The following is an 18,069-nucleotide window of genomic DNA, read 5'->3' on the forward strand; positions in this document are numbered from 1 at the left end:
GACATGCCACTGACCCCGACCCCCTTCATCTGGATGGACGGCGAACTGGTCCCCTGGGACGAGGCCCAGGTGCACGTGCTCACGCCGAGCCTGCACTACGGCTGGGGCGTCTACGAAGGCATCCGCGCCTACGAGACCGAGACCGGCCCGGCCGTCTTCCGGCTGCGCGAGCACATCGCCCGGCTGCGCGACTCCGCCCGCGTCTACCTGATGGAACTGCCCTGGACCGACGAGGAGTTGGTCCGGGCCGTCCTCGACCTGGTCCGCGTCAACGGCCAGCCCTCCTGCTACATCCGGCCCATCGCCTACCTCGGCTACGGCGAGATGGGCGTGGCGCCCAACCTCGACGCCGTCCGCATGTCCATCGCGGTCTGGCCCTGGGGCTCGTACCTCGGCGACAAGGCGGAGAGCGAGGGCTGCCGCCTCATCGTCAGCAACTGGCAGCGCAACTCCAACCAGACCGTCCCGCCGCTGGCCAAGGCCACCGGCGCGTACGTCAACAGCGCCCTCGCCAAGGTCGGCGCGCAGCGCGCCGGTTACGACGACGCGCTGATGCTGACCGCGAACGGGCACATCGCCGAGGCCTCGGCCGCCAACCTGTTCATGCTGCGGGGCGGCGAGCTGGTCACCCCGCCCGTCAGCGACGGCATCCTGCCCGGCATCACCCGCCACACGGCCATCACCTTCGCCCGAGACCTCGGACTGACCGTCGTCGAGCGCAGTATTCCGCGCAGCGAGGTGTACATCGCGGACGAGGCGTTCTTGACCGGGACCGCCGCCGAGATCGTCCCGGTGGCCTCCGTCGACGAGCGCCCGGTCGGCGACGGCCGCGTCGGCGCCGTCACCAAGGAGCTCCGCGGTCTCTTCCAGGACGTCGTGCGCGGCCGCAACCAGGCGTACGAGCACTGGCTGGAGCGCGTGTGAGCGGCGAGCGCCACCAGGACCGCCAGGGATACGGCCGCGCCCGCGCCGGGGTCGGCGAGGCGGTGGCCCGTCTGGAGGTCGCCGCCGGCGCCCTGCCCGACACGGCGCCGGACGCCGCCCCGCGCACCGGGCACACCTCGTGGGGCGAGGAGGTGTGCGACCGGCTGATCGACCTGGGAGCCGCCCGCGCGTGGCTGCGCGTCGCCGCGTCCGCCCCGGTGCTCGACGACGTCGACGAGATGATGCACGCCTGCGTGCGCTGGGTGGTGGGCGAGGACGTCGTGCGCACCCGCTCGCGCATCGACACCTACGTCGCCGACACGGTGCCCGTGCGCGAGGGGCAGAGCGCCGACGCCGCGCACGGCCTGGTCACCTCGGTGGTCACCTTCGCCGCCCGGCCCGAGTACTACGACGGCGCGGTCGAACGGCTGCGCGCGGCCCTCGGTCCGCGCCCCGCCGGCCGGGCCGCCGCCGCGTGGGACATCGCCGAGGAGGCCCTGGGCGGCCTCGGCGTCACCCGCGACGAATGGGTGGGCGCGGACCCCGCGGTCACCGCCGCGGGCGGCTGGGTCCTGGTCGAGCGGATCGGCCGGATCCAACTGGCCGCCGCCCTCCTGGCCGAAGCTGACGCACACCCGGAGGCGGCGCGGGGGTCGGGGCCGCAGTACGTGAACGCGGCCCGCCGCTACACCTGGAACTGGCTGCGCCAGCCCCCGCCCGAGGCGGCCACCGAGGTCCACGTCCGGCGCACCGGCGAACTCACCGCGTGGCTGCGGGGCGCGGGCACCGCGGGCGACACCGCGGCGGGGCGTGGCGCATGACGGACCGGCACACCCCGCCGACGGCGCGGACCTCGTCGAACGGGCGCCTGGCCCGCTTCCTGGTCGCGATCCTGCCCAGGACCCCCGCCGGGCGCAAGCTCGCCGCGGGCGCCGCCGTGGACTCGGTCGGCTCCGGCATGTTCCTCGCCGCGTCGACCCTGTACTTCGTCACGGTGGTCGGCTTCCCGGCCGAGCGGGTCGGCCTGGTGCTCGCCGTCGCGAGCGTCGTCGGCCTGCTCAGCCCGGTCCCGCTGGGCCGGCTCGCCGACCGGATCGGCCCCGCCACGGTGTACGTCGGCCTGCTCGCGGCCCGCGGCGTCGGTTACGCGGGCTTCGCACTGGTCCACGATTTTTGGCCGTACGCGCTGCTGACCTGCGTGTTGACCGCCCTTGACCGGGGCTGCTCGCCGCTCCAGCAGGTCGTGGTCGGGCTGATCGAGGGCGGCGAGAACCAGACCCGCACCATGGCCTCGATCCGCTCGGTGCGCAACATCGGGCTGACGGCCGGCTTCCTGCTGGCCGGCGCGGTCCTCGCGGTCGAGAGCCGGGCCGCGTTCGTCGCGCTCTTCCTCGGCAACGCGCTGACCTTCTTCGTGATCGCCACGGTCGTGGAGCGACTGCGGCGCCGGGCTCCCGGCACGGCCCCGGCCACGGCGTCCACCCGGGCGTCCACCACCGAGCCCGTCGCGGCGGCCGGTGCCAAGGACGTCCCGCGGCAGGACGCCGCACCCGAGGAGCCCGTCCGCAGTCCCTTCCGGGACCTGCGGTTCATGCTCTTCACCCTCTCCAACGGCGTGCTGTCCCTGCACGACTCGGTGCTCTTCGTGCTGCTGCCGCTGTGGCTCACCACCGCCACCAGCGCACCCACCTCGGCCGTCTCGGTGCTCCTGGCCGTGAACACCGTCCTCACCGTGCTCCTCCAGGTCTACGTGTCCAGGTTCGCGGAGACCACGGCCCGCGCCCTGAAGCTCGTCTGGGTCGCGCTGCTGCCGCTGCTGCTGTCCTGCGGATTCTTCGCGGGCGCCGAGCACGTGTCCGTCTGGCCCGCCGCGGCCTGCGCCGTGCTCGCCGTGGTGCTCCTCACGGTCGGCGAGAACCTGCACTCCGTGGCCGTCTGGAACCTGTCGTACGAGATGTCCCCGGCCCCGGCCCGCTCCCGCTACCTGGCCACCTTCAGCCTCGGCGTGACCGGCCAGCAGATCATCGGGCCGGTTCTGATGACCTCGGTCATGCTGCCGCTCGGCAGCATAGGCTGGGCGCTGCTCGCCGGGATCTTCGCGGTGGCCGCGCTCGTCGTACGGGCCACCGGCGGCCCCCGGGCGACGCTGCCCGCCGCCCCGTCCACCCCCGTAACCACCGAGGTGACCACATGACCGAGCACGTACTCATCGTCGGCGGCGGCCGCGAGGTCCCCGGACTGATCCGTGACGTCGGCGGTCCGGAGGTGGCCACCACCATCCTGTGCCGGATGGACTTCGTCCCCAAGATCCGCGAGGCCAGGCAGCACGACCGGGTGCTCGCGCTGCGCAGCGAGGCCCCCGACGAGGAGTGGATCGCCCTGGCCGCCGCCGTCCACGCCCGGCACCCCTTCACCCGGGTCGGCACCTTCGGTGAACGCGACCAGGACCGCGCCGCCGCCGTGGCCGAGGCCCTGGGCCTGCCCTGCCACAGCCCGCGGACCATCGCCTACGTGCACGACAAGCACGCGATGCGCCGCCGGCTCGCCGAGACCGGGGTCGACGAGACCCCGGTCGCCCGGGTCGCCGACGCGGCCGAGCTGCGCGCCTTCCTCGTCGAACACGGCACCCCCTGCGTGGTCAAACCCACCCAGGGAGCGGGCAGTTTCGGGGTGTCCGTCGTCCGTGACATCGACGAGGCCGAGCAGGCCTTCGCCCGCGCCGCACGCGACTTCGAGGTGATCCCCGACGCGGGCGTCCTGGTCGAACGCTTCCACGTGGGACCGCAGTTCAGCGTCGAGGCCTTCTCGGAGGACGGCGAGCACGAGATCCTCGCGATCACCCGCAAATACTCCGACCCGGTCGGCTTCGTCGAGGTCGGCCACGTCGTCCCCGCCGAACTCGACCCCGAACAGAGCGAGTCGGTGCACGCCTACGTACGCCGCCTGCTCGACGCCCTCGACATCGGCTACGGGGTCACCCACACCGAGGTCGTGCTCACCGATGCCGGTCCGCGGGTCATCGAGACCCACGTGCGGCTCGCCGGGGACGAGATCCCCTACCTCGTCCAGGACGTCACCGGGGTCGACCTCGTCGACTGCGTGGTCCGCCAGACCCTCGGCCAGTCGGTGCTCGCCGACATCCGCAAGACCCTCGCGGACCCGTCCGTGGACCGGCGGCCCGAGGCCATCTGGTTCGCGGTGCCCCGGGCGCGCGGCACCCTCACCGCGATCAACGGCCTGGCCGAGGCCGCCCGATTGCCCGACGTCGTCGTCGCCGAGGCGCTCCTCGACGCGGGGGACACGGTCGGCGACCTGGACAGCTCCGAGTCCCGCGCCGCCTTCGTGCGGGTCCGTGGCGCGGACGCCGCCGAGGCGATCGCCCGCGCCCAACAGGCCGTGGCCGGCCTGGAGTTCGCCGTCCGGGTCGTCGGCGGCGACCGGGCCGGCGCCGGCGAGTGGGTCTGAGGGGGCAGCGGTGAAGGACGACATCACGGCCGGTCCCGAACTGGCCGAGCGCGCCCGGGCGCTGCTCCCCGCCGCGGCCTACGACTTCTACGCCGCCGGCTCCGACGAGCAGATCAGCACCGGCGAGGCCGCGGCGGCCTGGCGGGCCCGGCGGCTCGCCCCGCGCGTCCTGCGGGACGTCTCCGCGGTGGACACCTCCCTGGAGCTGCTCGGCAGCACGCTCGCCTCGCCCGTCCTGGCCGCACCGACCGCCTTCCACCGGATGGCGCACGACGAGGGCGAGGTGGCCACCGCCGCGGGCGTGCGCGCCGCGGGCTCCCTGATGGTGCTCTCCTCCCGGGCCACCCGGTACCCGGAGGACGTCGCGGCGGCCGCCGGGCCCTGGTGGTTCCAGGTCTACTGCCTGCGGGACCGCGACATCACCCGCCGCCAGGTCGAACGGGCCACCGCGGCCGGAGCCCGGGCGCTGGTCCTCACGGTCGACGCGCCCTACGTCCCCCCGAAGGCCACCGCGGGCCTGCCGCTCCCGCTGCCCCAGGACGACGAGCTGTGCCGCTCGGTCGGACTGGCCACCCGCACGCCCGGCTGGGAGCAGGACCCCTCCATCGGCCCCGAGGTGATCGGCGAGCTGAAGCGGATCTCCGGGCTGCCCGTGCTGGTCAAGGGAGTGCTGCGGGCCGATGACGCCGAGGCGTGCGTGTCCGCCGGAGCGGCCGGCGTGATCGTCTCCAACCACGGGGGCCGCCAGCTCGACCGCGCCGCGGCGACCGCCGAGGCGCTGCCCCCGGTGGTCCGGGCCGTGGGGGACACCGTGCCGGTGCTGGTCGACGGGGGCGTCCTGACGGGCACGGACGTCCTGGTCGCCCTCGCCCTGGGCGCCCGCGCGGTCCTCGTGGGGCGCCCGGTCCTGTGGGCCCTGGCCCTGGGCGGCGCCGACGGCGTGGCCGCCCTGCTCGATTCGTACCGGGAGCAGCTCTCGCTGCGGATGGCGCTGGCGGGCGCCGCCACCCTCGGCGAGATCGGACCGGACCTGCTGCACGGATGACGTAGCCGGGTAGCCGGGTAGCCGGATAGCGGGATCGGATGACGGCGTCGGATGCCGCACGGCGGCCCGGATACCGGTTCCGCTTCCGTTTCGGGTTTCGTTTCCCGTTTCGGACCCGCAACGCGCAGAGGCCCCCTCGACACGAATGTCGAGGGGGCCTCTGCGTATGAGTAGCGGGGACAGGATTTGAACCTGCGACCTCTGGATTATGAGCCCAGCGAGCTACCGAACTGCTCCACCCCGCGTCGTTGAACCCAACTGTACGCGAGATTCTGGGCACCGTTCACCAGGTTTTCCTCCAGCCGCCCTCGACCGGATCCGGATGCGCTCCGGACGGCTTCCGGACGTGGTCCGTGGCGGCCCCCTACCGGTCCTCCCAGGTGGGCGCCGTCCGGTCGATGGGGCGCCGCTGCCACCGAGGTGGTCCGGAGCGGTCCTCGAAGCGGTTTCGAGGGGAATCGGAGCCATCGTCAAGTGATCGCCGTCATGGTCTGACCACCGAACGTGACGCACGGCCCGGTCCCTCCGCGACGAGCGCGGGGCCCGGGCCCGGCGGATGGAGGACGACCTCGTGACCATGAACGCCGCCCGATCGCCCGCGCACGCCCCGCCCCTGCCCGGACCCGAGGAGTTCGCCGCGCTCGGCCCGGACCGGCGCGAGGAAGCGGTGCGCACCACCCCCGGCACCGCGGGCTGGGGCGAGACCGTCCGGATCACCCTGATGCTCGGGCGGCCGCGGACCTGCGTCCCCGGCATGCTGACCTTCGCGCTCGGCTGGACGGTGGCGGGCGGCGGGGTCAGCGGTCTCCTCTTCGCCGGACTGGCGATCTCCCTGGTCTACGGACTGTTGGCCAACACCTACAACGCCTACACCGACCTCGCGGAGGACAGCCGCAACCTTCCCGGCCGGGTCTGGCAGGTCCTGCGCATCGGACACCGCCGACTGCTGTGGATCAGCCACGCGATGTCCGCCGCGCTCATCGGCGCCTCGCTGTTCTACAGCGTCGCGTACGTGGTCCCGATGACCTTGGCGCTCGTCGGCGCCCACCAGTACTCCTTCCTTCCCGGACGGCTCAAGGCCCGGCCCGTGACCGGGCTGTTCGCCTTCAGCCTGGCCGTTTTCGGTCCGTACCTCCTCGGCTACTTCGCGGCGCCCACCGGGGTGCGGCGACCCACCTCCGACGCCTGGGCGATCCTCGCCTTCCTGATCATCTGGTTCGTGGCCAAGGGCATGGTCAAGAACCTCCCGGACTACGACGGCGACCGCGATGCCGGGCTGCGGACCTCCGCGACGGTCTTCCCCGACCGGCTCTCCGCCGCCCGGGCAGCCACCGTGGTCACCTTGATCGGATACCTGTCCCTGACCGGCTTCGTCCTGGTCGGCAGCCTGCCGCTGCGCACCCTGGTGGCGCTGCCCTGGGCCGTCGCGGCCTTCCAGCAGTGCCGGGCGATGGCCCGGGCCGTCGACAACGGGGCCGCCAACGCCGTCCTGAAGGCCGACATGCTGCTGTCGACCGCGTTCCTCGCCTCCGTGCTCGTGCTGCGCACCCCGGGCTGGGCGACCGGCCTGTCCGTGGTGATCGGCGCCGCGATCCTCTTCGGCAGCGACTTCCTGGCCCTGGACTCCCGGCGCAAGAACGACGCCGCCACCGCGGCGAAGGCCGCCTGAGCCGCCGCTGCGCCCTCTCTCTTCCCCTCCCCTTCCCCTTCCCCCCCCCGCCCGCCCCGAAGGAGTTCCCGCATGGCCGCTGTCCCCGGACCGCGCACACCGGCTCAAGTGGTGCGCACCGTCAGAGCGTTCCAGCGCTCGCTGCCGGAAGGGCTGGAGCACCTCAAGGACGAGTACGGTGAGGTCAGCGCCTTCGGCCTGGGCCCCACCCGCACCTACTTCCTCTTCGGGCCGCAGGCCAACGCCCTGGTGATGCGCAACCCCGAGAACTTCCGCTTCGCCGGCGCCTACGACATGCTCCGCCCCATCGCCGGAGAGACCGCCCTGGTCGTCACCGACGGCGAGCCGCACGCCCGCCGCAAGCGCAAGGCACTGCCCTCCTTCCAGCGGCCCGGTGTCGAACAGGCCACCCGAGTGATCGTCGAGGCCGTCGACCGGACCATCGACGACTGGCGCCCCGGGCAACGCCTGGACATCCACGCCGCACTGCGCGAGGCGATCCGCGGTGCGATGCTCCGGCTCTTCTGCGGCGACCGGATCGCCGCGCAAGCGCCGTACATGATCGGTCAGTTGGACCAGATCCACGAGCTCATGGACAATCCGCTGCCCCAACAGATGGTTGCCTGGAGCCTGCCGACCCGGGCCCGCCGGCGCGCCCTCGACGGCATCGCCGCCGTCGAGGAGCGCATCTACGAGGAGATAGCCCGCAGGCGGCACACCGGCGAGGCCGGAGCGCGCGGCGGCGAGGACCTCATCTCGGTCATGCTGGCCGACGGCGGAGCCGTGATGACGGACCAGGAGATCCGCGACATGGTCGTCAGCGCGCTGATCGCGGGCTACGACCCGGTCGGCTCCGGCATCGGCTGGGCCGTCTACAACTCCCTCGCCCACCCCGGCGTCTGGCAGCGGCTGCGGGCCGAGGCCGACGAGGTCCTCGGCGACGCGCGCGCCACACCGTCCGCCGTCCGCAAACTCCGCTACACCGGCCGCGTGGTCCAGGAGAGCCTGCGACTGCACCCGCCCGTCGTCATGAGCCCGCGCCGCGTGGTCAAGGCGTTCCGACACCGCGGTCACCTGATCCCCGCCGGCGCCACCGTGGCGGTCAGCGAGTACATCACCCACCGGTTGCCGGCCGTCTGGGACGCCCCGGGCGCCTTTCGCCCCGAGCGCTGGGACACCGACCAGGAGGGCTACCAGTCCCCGTCGCCCTTCGAGTACCTGCCCTACGGGTACGGCGCCCGCCGCTGCATCGGTGCCGGGATCGCCGGGGCCGTCCTGCCCGCCGTGCTCTCCCGGCTGGCCCAGCGCACCGAACTCGACCTGCTCACGCTGCGGCCCCAGTACGGCGGCATCCCGGCCCTCATCCCGCGCGGTGGACTCCACGTCCAGGTCGCCGAGATGCCGCTGCGGGAACGCCCCCGCGACCGGGCCATCGACACCGACCACGACGTACTGGTGGAGGAATCCCGATGACGAGCCAGACCGTCCGCCCGACCGGGAGGGTGGCCGTCCCCGACGCCGGCCGGGCCCGGCACGCCTGGCGGATGCGCGAAATGATCTACGGACAGCTCCGCTCCCGTGCGATCGGCGCCATGGCCGAACTCGGCCTCGCCGACGTGCTGGGCAGCGGCGCCCTGACCGCGGCCGAACTCGCCGAGAGGGTCGGCGCCGACCGTGCCCTGCTGTCCCGACTGCTGCGCGCCCTCGCCTCCTTCGAGATCCTGTACCTCGAACGCCGGGAAGGACGCGAGGAGTTCTCGCTGACCCCGCTCGGCGAGACGCTGCGATCGGACGTCCCCGGCTCGGCGCTGCCGACGGCCCTGCTGGTCGCCGCCACCGTGGCGCCCGCCTGGGAACGGCTCACCCAGGTGGTCCGCACCGGACGCGCCTCCTTCCCCGAGGTCTTCGGCCAGGACTTCTTCTCCCACCTCGGCGACGACACCCGGCTGCGCCGCATCTTCGACCGCTCCCAGGAGACCGGCCTGGCCCTGGAACTGGAGGGTCTGTTGGGCGCGGTGGACTTCACCGGCCCGCTCCGGGTGGTCGACATCGGTGGCGGGGACGGAGCGCTGATCACCGGCCTGCTCGCCGACCGCCCCGAACTGCGCGGCACGCTCGTAGACCTCGCCGCCGCGCTGCCGCCGGCCGCCCTGCGGCTGACCGGCGCGGGGCTCGCGGACCGCTGCGAGCTGCGCGAGGGCAACTTCTTCGAAGCCCTGCCGGCCGGCGCGGACCGCTATGTCCTGCGCCACGTCCTGCACGACTGGGACGACGACTCCTGCGTCGCGATCCTGCGCAACTGCCGGGCCGCCATGGGACCCGACGCCCGACTGGTGCTCATCGACCACCTGAGCGCCGCCGATCCGACCGACGACGCGGGGGAGGGTTCGAGCGGCCAGTGGGGCGGCCTGATGGACCTCTACATGATGTCCCTCTTCGACGGCGGGCGGGAACGCACCCGGGAGGAGACCGAGGCGCTGCTGCGCGAGGCGGGCCTGACGGCGCTGCGGGTCACCCGACTGCCGGGTGGCACCGGGGTGATAGAGGCGCGCGGCACGCTGGGAGGCGGTCCCCGATGACACTCCCGCTCCACGTCGAGGCGGCGCCCGTCGCGGTGCTGTCCCCCGCTTCCCCGGCGTCCGTCACGGAAGCCGCCGAGGCCGTCGTCCAGGAGTGGTTGCGCGACTACGTGAGCCGCCCCCACGAGGAGCTCGGCCGCGACGGTGACGTCTGTCCCTTCGTCGAACCCGCCGCGCGGGCCGGCACCCTGATGATGCACACCCGTACCGGGCTCACGGGCGCCGACGGCGGTGAACTGCGTGCCTTGGTAAGGGAGATGGCGCGGACCTTCCGCACCACCCACTGGCCGCGCTCCAACCCCACGATGTACGCCTACGTCCTGATCCTGCCCGATCTGCCGCAGCACCGGTGGACCGAACTCGACCGGACGCAGGCGCTCGTGAAGGCGGAGCTGGCCGAGGGCGGCCTGATGCTCGGCCAGTTCCATCCCGAATGCCCCGAGCCCGCCGCCCGCAATCCGCGGTTCCCCGTCTCGCGGAGCCCCGTACCGCTCCTCGCCATGCGGAACATGGCGCTGCACGACGTCCTGTTCCTGCACAACGACAACCGGCTGTTCGCGGAGTACCAGCACCGCTTCGGCAGCCGCTACGAGCGGGGAGCGGTCGCCGACCCGCTGCTGCGCTCGTCGTACGAGGCGGGCTCTGCCGTCAACTGACGGCATGGGCGCGCACGCAAGGCCATCCACCCACCGCTAGCGAGGAGTTCCGTGATGAGGGAGTTCGACCAGCGCTTCGAGGAGTACATGCGCGGGCACACGAGCGAGGCGAGCCGCTGGATGCACGTCGTGGGCATGTCCGCCGCCGCGGCGGCCGCGGTGGTCACCGTGCGCCGCCGCAGGCCCGGACGGCTGTGGACGGTACCGGCCGCCTTCTTCGCCTTCGCGTGGAGCGGCCACTTCGTCTTCGAGCGCAACCTGCCGGTCGGGTTCACCGACCCCGGCGCGGCCTTCTCCGGCGACCTGAAGATGATCTACATGATGGCCACGGGCCGGGGCGGCCAATTGAAGGAGCTACTGGCGCGCCTCGCGGAGCAGGACGCCGCCGCGGAGTTCGTCGAGGACACCTCCGGCGCCGTCGCCGAAGGCGTCACCGAGTGCCCCCGCTCCCTGGACCACGCGGCCTGACGGAACCCGTGGGGTCCGCGGACCCCACGGAACCGCCGCCCGGGTGACGGCGCGGTCCGCCGCCCGCGCATAATGCGCACTGCGGGGCGCGATCCCGCAGGTCCAGGGCGAGCGTGCGAGGAAAGGGAACCCCATGGAAGCGGCCGACGGCCCGGAGTTCGTGCAGGACGGCCCCACCTCGGTGGAGCGCGAGGCGTGCGACGAGGTGCGGCGGCTGGCCGCGGGGATGTCCCACCACGAGAGCGCCGAGGCGCTCGAAGCGGCGGAGCAGGCCGCCGGGGACCTGGAGGAGGCCGACGTGCGGACCCGCGCCACGGTGGCCGAGTGGGAGCGGATCACCGACGTGCTCTCCGCCCACGGCGGCCCGTACGCCCAGGAGGTGGACCCCTACGTCCAGGGTCAGCTCGCCGGACGCAAGAACCGGCGGGACGCCACCTCCTGAGCGGTGGAGGTGGCGTGGGCCGCGCCGGGCGGCCGCCCGCTCGCCGTCAGGCGATGGGCTGACCGGTCATCCGGCCCAGCAGCTCGTCCATCTCGGCGCGCCACAGGCGGTGGACGTTCATCCGCGTCGGCTTCGGCTGACCGGGCAGCTGGAGGCGGAACGAGCTCCAGATGGTGTTGCGGTCGACGCCGGAGATGATGCCGACGGCCTCGTGCGCGGGGATCGCGAAGGCGATCTCCTGGGGGCGGTTGCTCATCCGGCCGGCCTTGTGTATCACCACGGCCTGCTCGGTGACGGTGATGAAGTAGTAGGTGAGGAACGCCTGCCCGATCAGCCCGAGCATGCTCATGAGCCACACGCTGGGGCCCGCGATCGCCTGGATCGTGACGAGCGGTCTGTCGGCCGGGTTCACCTGGGCGATGGCCTGTGCCACCTGCTGCTGAATGGTGGCCTTCTTGACGGCCATGGTTCCTCCTGAGCGGGGACGGTACGCCCCCGGTCTTCGAGGGCACCGCAGAGTACCCACACTTTCCGGCCACCCCGAATCCAGCCCCCGATTCAGGGCTGTCCGGCGTTCGAGGACCCGCCGGAGGTCACACGCGCACGGCGGACCCCTCGGTAGCCGGCGCCCGGCGCAGCGCCCACAGGCTCGGGGCGGCGAAGAGCGCCACGGTGGCCAGGGTCATCGCCACCGCGGCGGCCCGCAGTACGGGCGCCGCTCCCCAAGAGGCCGCGGCGGCCCCGACGAGGAGATAGCCCAGCGGCACGGCCAGCTGTTCGCCGATCGAGCTGAACGAGCCGAGCCGCCCCAGCAGTTCGACCGGCAACTGCTGCTGCATCACGGTGTTCCAGCACACGATCGAGATGTCCACCCCCACCCCCGCCAGGGCCGCCGAGACCGCGAGGACGGGCAGGGGAGCGCCCGCGGCCAGGGCCAACAGGGGGAGCGCCAGCGGGAGGTTGGCGGCCACGCAGGCGATCATGATGCGGGAGGGCCGCCAGCGCAGCGAGAGCACCCCGCCGAGCACCAGCCCCACCGCGAACGACCCCTGTACGGTGCCCCACCCGGCCGCGCCGAGATCGGTGTCGTGGGCGACCACCGGACCGAGCAGCCCGTACCCGCCCAGCCAGAAGGCCACCACGAAGGTGCCGGACAGCGTGTAGGACCACAGCCAGAACCGCCCGCGGAACTCGTTCCAGCCGGTGCGGAAGTCGCGGAGCACGGACCCCCGCGCCGCGACGGGCCCGGCGATCGAGAGCCTGCTGTAGAGCAGCGCGGCGATCGCGAAACTGGCCGCGTCCCATGCGAGGGTCAGCTGCGGACCGACGAGCGCGACGAGGACGCCGCCGATCGCGGGAGCGAGGATGCGGACGAGGTTGGTCGGCAGGCGCAGCAGCGCGTTCGCCTCCTGGAGCCGCGGGGCCTCGACGAACTGGGGCAACAGGCTGTTCATGGCGGGCGAGGCCAGCGCGGAGGCGCCGCTGGCGACAGCCGCGAACACGGCGACGCGGGCGGTGCTCGCGGCTCCCCACAGGACGAGCAGGGCGACCGTCGCCTGGGTCAGCGCCGGCACCACGTTGCCGATCACGATCAGCCGCCGTCGGGAGAAACGGTCCGCGGCGACCCCGCCGACGAGCAACAGGATCAGCTGGGGCGCCGTACTGCCGGCCAGGACGAGGGCCAGCGAGCCCGGACGGCTGTCGAACCCGAGCACCGTGAAGGCCAGGGCGACCGGCGCCATCGCCGAGCCGCTCGCCGAAACGAGGCTCGCGAGCAGCAGCGTGCGGAACCGCTTGTTCCGCAACAGGGCGGGTGGCGTGGGGATATCCATCCGCCGGACCCTACCGGGAGCCACGCGCGGCGCCCCGGAGGGGGATCAGAGGTCGCCCGCCACCAGCGCGTGCAGGTGCATGTCGTGCCACCCGTCCGCGTGCAGGACCGCGCTGCGCAGCGTGCCCTCGGGGGTGAACCCGGCCCTGTCGGCCACCCGGCAGGACGCCGGGTTCTCCACCGAGTGCAACAACTGGAGCCGGTGCAGGCCGAGTTCCTCCAGGGCCCAGCGGCACACGCGCCGTGCGGCCGTCACGGCCAGGCCGCCCCCGCGCGCCTCGGGCAGGACCCAGTACAGGATCTCGGCGGTGCCGGCGGCGAGGTCGATGTCGTTCCACCCGGCCAGGCCGACGACCGCGCCGTCGGGACGGGCGATCGCCCACAGGGCGCCCGACTCGGCGCGCCAGCGCCGCCGCATGCCCTCGATCCGCCCGCGCGCCTCGTCCGGCGTCCAGGTCCGGAGCATGTTCCACAACCGGATCGAGGGATCGAGGCCGGCGGCCACCAGCGCGGGCGCGTCGTCAGAGCGCCAGGGCCGCAGCTCCATGCCGTCCGCCAGGTCGAGCACGGGCTGATCGGCGGCGGCCATGCGACCTTCGGGAACGACCGGCGGTACCGGCTCGGGGGAGATCATGGCGGCATCCTGCCAAACCGATCATGTACGTGCCACCATTTCTGCCTCTGCCTCTGCCTCTGCCTCCCTCCCCACCTGCATCCCCGCCCCGGCGCGGGTGCGGTGCGGCCGCAGCCGCTCCACGGCGACGATCGTGAGCGCCGACAGCAGGACCAAGGCGCCCGACCACACGAAACAGCCGGCCACGGGCAGCCGCCCGACCAGCAGGCCGATGGCCGCGGCGCCGCCCGCCGTCCCCGCATTGAGCGCCGTGTTGATCCAGGCACCCGCCCGGATGCGGTGGGCCGCACCGACCGACTCGTCCGCGATCAGATAGGCCGTGGTGATGGCGGGTGCGATGAACACGCCCGCGAGGGCCGCCAGTACGGCCAGCACGTACGTGTTCGGAGCCCATCCCGCCGCGGCCAGGGACACCGCCAGTCCGGTCGCGATCAGCACCAGCCGCTGCCGCCCGGGCAGCCGCCAGCCCACCGCGCCGTACGCCAGCCCCCCGAGCGCACTGCCCGTGGACAGGGCGGCCAGCACCCAGGGAGCCGCGCCCGGCTGGTGGCGCTGGTCCGCGAAGGCGACCACGAGCAGGTCCAGGCCGCCCAACCCGGCGCCCACCCCCATCGCGACCACGACCACGCCGCCCAGCCCGGAAGACCACGACCGGCGCCGCTCGGGAGCCGGCGGTCCGGCCGGGGCGTCGGACCGCCCGTCGCCCGCCCGGGCTCCGGCGGACCCGGGCAGCGACCGGGCGACGGGTGAGGAGACGAGCGCGAGCGTGCCCACCAGGACCAGCGCCGCGCTGGCCGCCACGCCCGCCGCCGGTACGGCGCCGCGGACCAGCAGGCCGACGAGCAACGGGCCGCTGACGAAGAGCAGTTCCTCGGCCACCCCGTCCAGACTGTAGGCACGTTGCAGCATCAGGCGGTCCGGCAACAGGGTGCTCCACAGCGCCCGCATCACGGGCCCGAGGGGCGGGGTGCAGCATCCGGCGACGGCGGCCAGTGCCACCAGGGCGCTCCCGGAGACGCCCGGGCGCCAGGTCAGCGCCGTCAGCAGGAGCGCGTACGCACCCGCCATCGGCACCAGGGCCCGCCGCGGACCGAACCGGTCGACCAGTCGGGCCCGGACGGGGGAGAGGGAGACGCTCGCCAGACCGAAGACGGCCATGACGGTCCCCGCCGTCCGGTACGAGCCGGTGGCGTCCTTGACGGCGAGGAGCAGGGAGAGGGACACCATGCCGTACGAGAGCCGCCCGAGCAGGGCGGCGCCGAAGGTACGGCAGGCGTGAGGGGCGCGCAGGACAGCGCGATAGGAAGAGAACAACACGACGGGTTTCCTCTGGAGGGCGGCGCGCGCAGGGGCGCCGCGAATGTGCGGGGACGCCTGATGACCGCCCGGACAGCGGGCGGTCGGTGCGGGGTCCTACGCACAGAGGAGGGACATGCCGGTCAGGCTAGCAGCGTGGCGGAAGCCCGAGCAGCCCCCGGAGCCGGTGCAGTCGATCAAGTCGACCGGGGCCCTTGACCTGGAGCGCGCTCCAACTCCTACAGTGCACCGGCATGACCATGAACTACCGCAGCCTCGGCCGTACCGGCATCGAAGTGAGCGTGCACTGCCTCGGCACCATGATGTTCGGCGCCGTGGGGAACAAGGACCACGGCGACTGCGTGCGGATCGTGCACGCCGCACTCGACGCGGGCATCAACTTCGTCGACACCGCCGACATGTACTCCGCGGGGGAGTCCGAGGAGATCGTCGGCAAGGCCCTGGCGGGCGGGCGCCGCGACGAGGTGGTCCTCGCCACCAAGGTGCACTTCCCGATGGGCGAGGGGCGCAACCGGAGCGGAAACTCCCGGCGTTGGATCGTCCGGGCCGTGGAGGACAGCCTGCGCCGGCTGGGCACCGACTGGATCGACCTCTACCAGGTGCACCGCCCCGACCACACCACCGACATCGAGGAGACCTTGGGTGCCCTGGGCGACCTCGTCCGGGAAGGGAAGATCCGGGCCTTCGGCTGCTCCACCTTCCCCGCGGAGGAGATAGCGGAGGCCCACCACGTCTCCGAGCGGCGCGCACTGCCGCGCATGCGGACCGAGCAACCCCCCTACTCGATCCTCGCGCGCGGCATCGAGCGCGACGTGCTCCCGGTCGCCCGGCGCCACGGTATGGGCGTGCTGACCTGGAGCCCGCTGGCCTCCGGCTTCCTGAGCGGCAAGTACCGCCCCGGCGCACCCGTCGACCTGACCTCGGGCCGGGCCGCGCTGACCCCCGCCCGCTTCGACCAGGCCGTCCCCGGGAACGCGGCGAAGCTGGCGGCGGCGGGACAGCTGATCGAGCTCGCGGACTCCATCGGGTGCACCCTGCCCGAACTGGCCGTGGCCTTCCCCACCGTCCACCCGGCGGTCACCTCGGTGATCATCGGCCCGCGCACGATGGACCAGCTCCGGTCCCTGCTGGGGGGCGCCGCGCTCACGCTCGACGACGCCACCCTCGACCGCATCGACGAGATCGTGCCGCCCGGCACCGACCTGTACCGCCCGGACGGCGTCTGGAACCCGCCCGCGGTGACCGAACTCGCCCAGCGCCGCCGTCCGGTCACGGAGCGGGCCGCCGGCTGACCCGGTGGGTGGACGCTCGCGCGGGCGCCGGGGATCATGGGGCACGCCGGCCCGCCGGGGCCCGCGCCCACCGCCCCGCCCTGGAGGAACGTGTGTCCGTCACGTCGAGCTATGCGTCCGGAGCCAGCGCACTACCCCTGCTCGGCGACACCATCGGGGAGAACCTCGACCGCACCGTGCGCCGGTTCCCCGACCGGGACGCCCTCGTCGACATGGCTGCGGGGCGCCGGTGGACGTACGCGGAGCTGGCCGCCGACGTCGACGCCCTCGCCCTCGGCCTGCTCGACCTCGGCATCGCCAAGGGCGATCGCGTCGGCATCTGGGCCCCCAACCGCGCCGAGTGGACCCTGGTGCAGTACGCCACCGCGAAGATCGGCGCGGTCCTGGTCACCGTGAACCCCGCCTACCGCGCGCACGAGTTGGAGTACGTCCTCCAGCAGTCCGGGATCCGCCTGCTGGTCGCGGCCGAGCGGTTCAAGACCTCCGACTACGCGGGCATGATCGAGGAGGTCCGGCCGCGCTGTCCCGAGCTGGAGTTCGTGGTTCTGCTGGAAGGGCCGCTGTGGTCCTCCCTGTCGGAGCGCGGCCGCTCGGGCGACCGGGGCGAACTGGCCCGCGCCCAGGCGGCACTGAGTCCGGACGACCCCATCAACATCCAGTACACGTCCGGCACCACCGGCTTCCCCAAGGGAGCCACCCTCTCGCACCACAACATCCTCAACAACGGCTTCTTCGTGGGGGAGTTGTGTCACTACACGGAAGAGGACCGGGTGTGCATCCCGGTCCCCTTCTACCACTGTTTCGGCATGGTCATGGGCAACCTCGCCTGCACCAGCCACGGTGCCACCATGGTGATCCCCGCGCCCTCCTTCGACCCGGGGGCCACGCTGGCCGCCGTCCAGGCCGAGGCGTGCACCTCGCTCTACGGCGTCCCCACGATGTTCATCGCCGAGCTGGCCCATCCCGCCTTCGACGACTACGACCTGTCGAGCCTGCGCACCGGCATCATGGCGGGCTCGCCGTGCCCGGTCGAGGTCATGCGCGAGGTCATCGAGCGCATGGGGATGACCGAGGTGTCCATCTGCTACGGGATGACGGAGACCTCGCCGGTGTCCACCCAGACCCGCGCCGACGACTCGGTGGAGCGCAGGGTCGCCACCGTCGGCCGGGTCGGCCCGCACCTGGAGGTCAAGGTGGTGGACCCGCACTCCGGCCGGACCCTGCCCCGGGGCGAACCGGGGGAGCTGTGCACCCGCGGGTATTCCGTCATGCTCGGCTACTGGGCCGAGCCGGAGCGGACGGCGGAGGCCGTGGACGCGGCCCGTTGGATGCACACGGGCGACCTCGCGGTCATGGACGACGAGGGCTACCTGAGCATCACCGGCCGGATCAAGGACATGGTGATCCGGGGCGGGGAGAACGTCTATCCGCGGGAGATCGAGGAGTTCCTGCACGCACACCCGGACGTCCTGGACGTGCAGGTCATCGGCGTACCCGACGCGAAGTACGGGGAGGAGCTGATGGCGTGGGTCCGGATGCGCGAGGGGGCCGAGCCGCTGACCCCGGAGGCCGTGCGCGCGTACTGCGCGGGTCGGCTGGCCCACTTCAAGATCCCGCGCTACGTCCATGTGGTGGAGGAGTTCCCGATGACCGTCACCGGGAAGATCCGGAAGATCGAGATGCGCGCGCAGGCGGTCCGACTCCTGAGCGCGACCGCCTGACCGCGACCGCCTGACCGCGACCGCCT

At 73.2% G+C, this 18,069-nt stretch carries 17 protein-coding genes and 1 tRNA gene; 13 read left to right on the forward strand and 5 right to left on the reverse strand.

Annotation, left to right across the window (positions count from 1 at the left end):
• Window positions 1-3 precede the first annotated feature (3 nt).
• Genes ACIBEA_RS22335 through ACIBEA_RS22355 form a run of 5 tightly spaced genes read left to right on the forward strand, consistent with a single transcriptional unit; the run spans window position 4 to window position 5,434 of the window.
• Window positions 4-924 (forward strand): branched-chain amino acid transaminase, encoded by a 921-nt coding sequence (locus ACIBEA_RS22335; RefSeq protein ID WP_399263505.1) that lies wholly within the window; start codon window positions 4-6, stop codon window positions 922-924.
• On the forward strand, window positions 921-1,745 hold the full coding sequence (locus tag ACIBEA_RS22340) for a hypothetical protein (protein WP_399263507.1): 825 nt from the start codon (window positions 921-923) through the stop codon (window positions 1,743-1,745). Before ACIBEA_RS22335 ends, ACIBEA_RS22340 begins: the two co-directional genes overlap by 4 nt.
• Complete coding sequence (locus ACIBEA_RS22345) at window positions 1,742-3,118, forward strand: MFS transporter (protein WP_399263509.1); 1,377 nt, start codon at window positions 1,742-1,744, stop codon at window positions 3,116-3,118. The genes ACIBEA_RS22340 and ACIBEA_RS22345 overlap by 4 nt, the downstream gene beginning before the upstream one ends.
• Window positions 3,115-4,389 carry an ATP-grasp domain-containing protein gene (locus ACIBEA_RS22350; RefSeq protein ID WP_399263511.1) on the forward strand — a complete coding sequence of 425 codons (1,275 nt, stop codon included), beginning with the start codon at window positions 3,115-3,117 and terminating at the stop codon, window positions 4,387-4,389. The genes ACIBEA_RS22345 and ACIBEA_RS22350 overlap by 4 nt, the downstream gene beginning before the upstream one ends.
• A 10-nt stretch (window positions 4,390-4,399) precedes the next feature.
• Window positions 4,400-5,434 (forward strand): alpha-hydroxy acid oxidase, encoded by a 1,035-nt coding sequence (locus ACIBEA_RS22355; protein ID WP_399263513.1) that lies wholly within the window; start codon window positions 4,400-4,402, stop codon window positions 5,432-5,434.
• A 171-nt stretch (window positions 5,435-5,605) separates the two neighbouring features.
• Here ACIBEA_RS22355 and ACIBEA_RS22360 read toward each other — a convergent pair.
• Window positions 5,606-5,679: transfer RNA gene (locus ACIBEA_RS22360), tRNA-Met, on the reverse strand.
• A 332-nt stretch (window positions 5,680-6,011) separates the two neighbouring features.
• On the opposite strand from ACIBEA_RS22360, the gene ACIBEA_RS22365 reads away from it, so the two are divergent.
• The 6 genes from ACIBEA_RS22365 (at window position 6,012) to ACIBEA_RS22390 (ending at window position 11,248) form a co-directional block, all read left to right on the forward strand.
• Window positions 6,012-7,103, forward strand: coding sequence for a UbiA family prenyltransferase (locus tag ACIBEA_RS22365; protein ID WP_399263944.1), 1,092 nt, complete (start codon window positions 6,012-6,014; stop codon window positions 7,101-7,103).
• 72 nt (window positions 7,104-7,175) lie between these two features.
• The gene (locus tag ACIBEA_RS22370) at window positions 7,176-8,576 is read left to right on the forward strand and encodes a cytochrome P450 (RefSeq protein ID WP_399263515.1); all 1,401 of its coding nucleotides are present in this window, start codon (window positions 7,176-7,178) and stop codon (window positions 8,574-8,576) included.
• Window positions 8,573-9,682: a methyltransferase gene (locus tag ACIBEA_RS22375; protein WP_399263517.1), complete on the forward strand. Its 1,110-nt coding sequence runs from the start codon at window positions 8,573-8,575 to the stop codon at window positions 9,680-9,682. The genes ACIBEA_RS22370 and ACIBEA_RS22375 overlap by 4 nt, the downstream gene beginning before the upstream one ends.
• The gene (locus ACIBEA_RS22380; protein WP_399263519.1) at window positions 9,679-10,338 is read left to right on the forward strand and encodes a DUF6875 domain-containing protein; all 660 of its coding nucleotides are present in this window, start codon (window positions 9,679-9,681) and stop codon (window positions 10,336-10,338) included. The genes ACIBEA_RS22375 and ACIBEA_RS22380 overlap by 4 nt, the downstream gene beginning before the upstream one ends.
• Window positions 10,339-10,392: 54 nt before the next feature.
• Window positions 10,393-10,806: an Mpo1-like protein gene (locus tag ACIBEA_RS22385; protein WP_399263521.1), complete on the forward strand. Its 414-nt coding sequence runs from the start codon at window positions 10,393-10,395 to the stop codon at window positions 10,804-10,806.
• A gap of 133 nt (window positions 10,807-10,939) precedes the next feature.
• Window positions 10,940-11,248 carry a hypothetical protein gene (locus ACIBEA_RS22390; RefSeq protein ID WP_399263523.1) on the forward strand — a complete coding sequence of 103 codons (309 nt, stop codon included), beginning with the start codon at window positions 10,940-10,942 and terminating at the stop codon, window positions 11,246-11,248.
• A gap of 46 nt (window positions 11,249-11,294) precedes the next feature.
• Here the strand turns inward: ACIBEA_RS22390 and ACIBEA_RS22395 are convergent, their stop codons facing one another.
• The 4 genes from ACIBEA_RS22395 to ACIBEA_RS22410 form a co-directional block, all read right to left on the reverse strand.
• Complete coding sequence (locus ACIBEA_RS22395; RefSeq protein ID WP_399263525.1) at window positions 11,295-11,714, reverse strand: hypothetical protein; 420 nt, start codon at window positions 11,712-11,714, stop codon at window positions 11,295-11,297.
• A gap of 127 nt (window positions 11,715-11,841) precedes the next feature.
• Window positions 11,842-13,080 (reverse strand): MFS transporter, encoded by a 1,239-nt coding sequence (locus ACIBEA_RS22400; RefSeq protein WP_399263527.1) that lies wholly within the window; start codon window positions 13,078-13,080, stop codon window positions 11,842-11,844.
• 45 nt (window positions 13,081-13,125) lie between these two features.
• Entirely contained in the window at window positions 13,126-13,713 is a 588-nt protein-coding gene (locus ACIBEA_RS22405; RefSeq protein WP_399263529.1) for a GNAT family N-acetyltransferase, read from the reverse strand.
• Between the two features lie 21 nt (window positions 13,714-13,734).
• Window positions 13,735-15,030 (reverse strand): MFS transporter, encoded by a 1,296-nt coding sequence (locus ACIBEA_RS22410; RefSeq protein ID WP_399263531.1) that lies wholly within the window; start codon window positions 15,028-15,030, stop codon window positions 13,735-13,737.
• A 239-nt stretch (window positions 15,031-15,269) separates the two neighbouring features.
• On the opposite strand from ACIBEA_RS22410, the gene ACIBEA_RS22415 reads away from it, so the two are divergent.
• Window positions 15,270-16,322: an aldo/keto reductase gene (locus ACIBEA_RS22415; protein ID WP_399263946.1), complete on the forward strand. Its 1,053-nt coding sequence runs from the start codon at window positions 15,270-15,272 to the stop codon at window positions 16,320-16,322.
• A 92-nt stretch (window positions 16,323-16,414) separates the two neighbouring features.
• Window positions 16,415-18,043, forward strand: coding sequence for an AMP-binding protein (locus ACIBEA_RS22420; RefSeq protein ID WP_399263533.1), 1,629 nt, complete (start codon window positions 16,415-16,417; stop codon window positions 18,041-18,043).
• Window positions 18,044-18,069: the final 26 nt, after the last annotated feature.

It is taken from the genome of Streptomyces sp. NPDC051555, from assembly GCF_044454405.1.
In the GTDB taxonomy this organism is placed as follows: domain Bacteria; phylum Actinomycetota; class Actinomycetes; order Streptomycetales; family Streptomycetaceae; genus Streptomyces.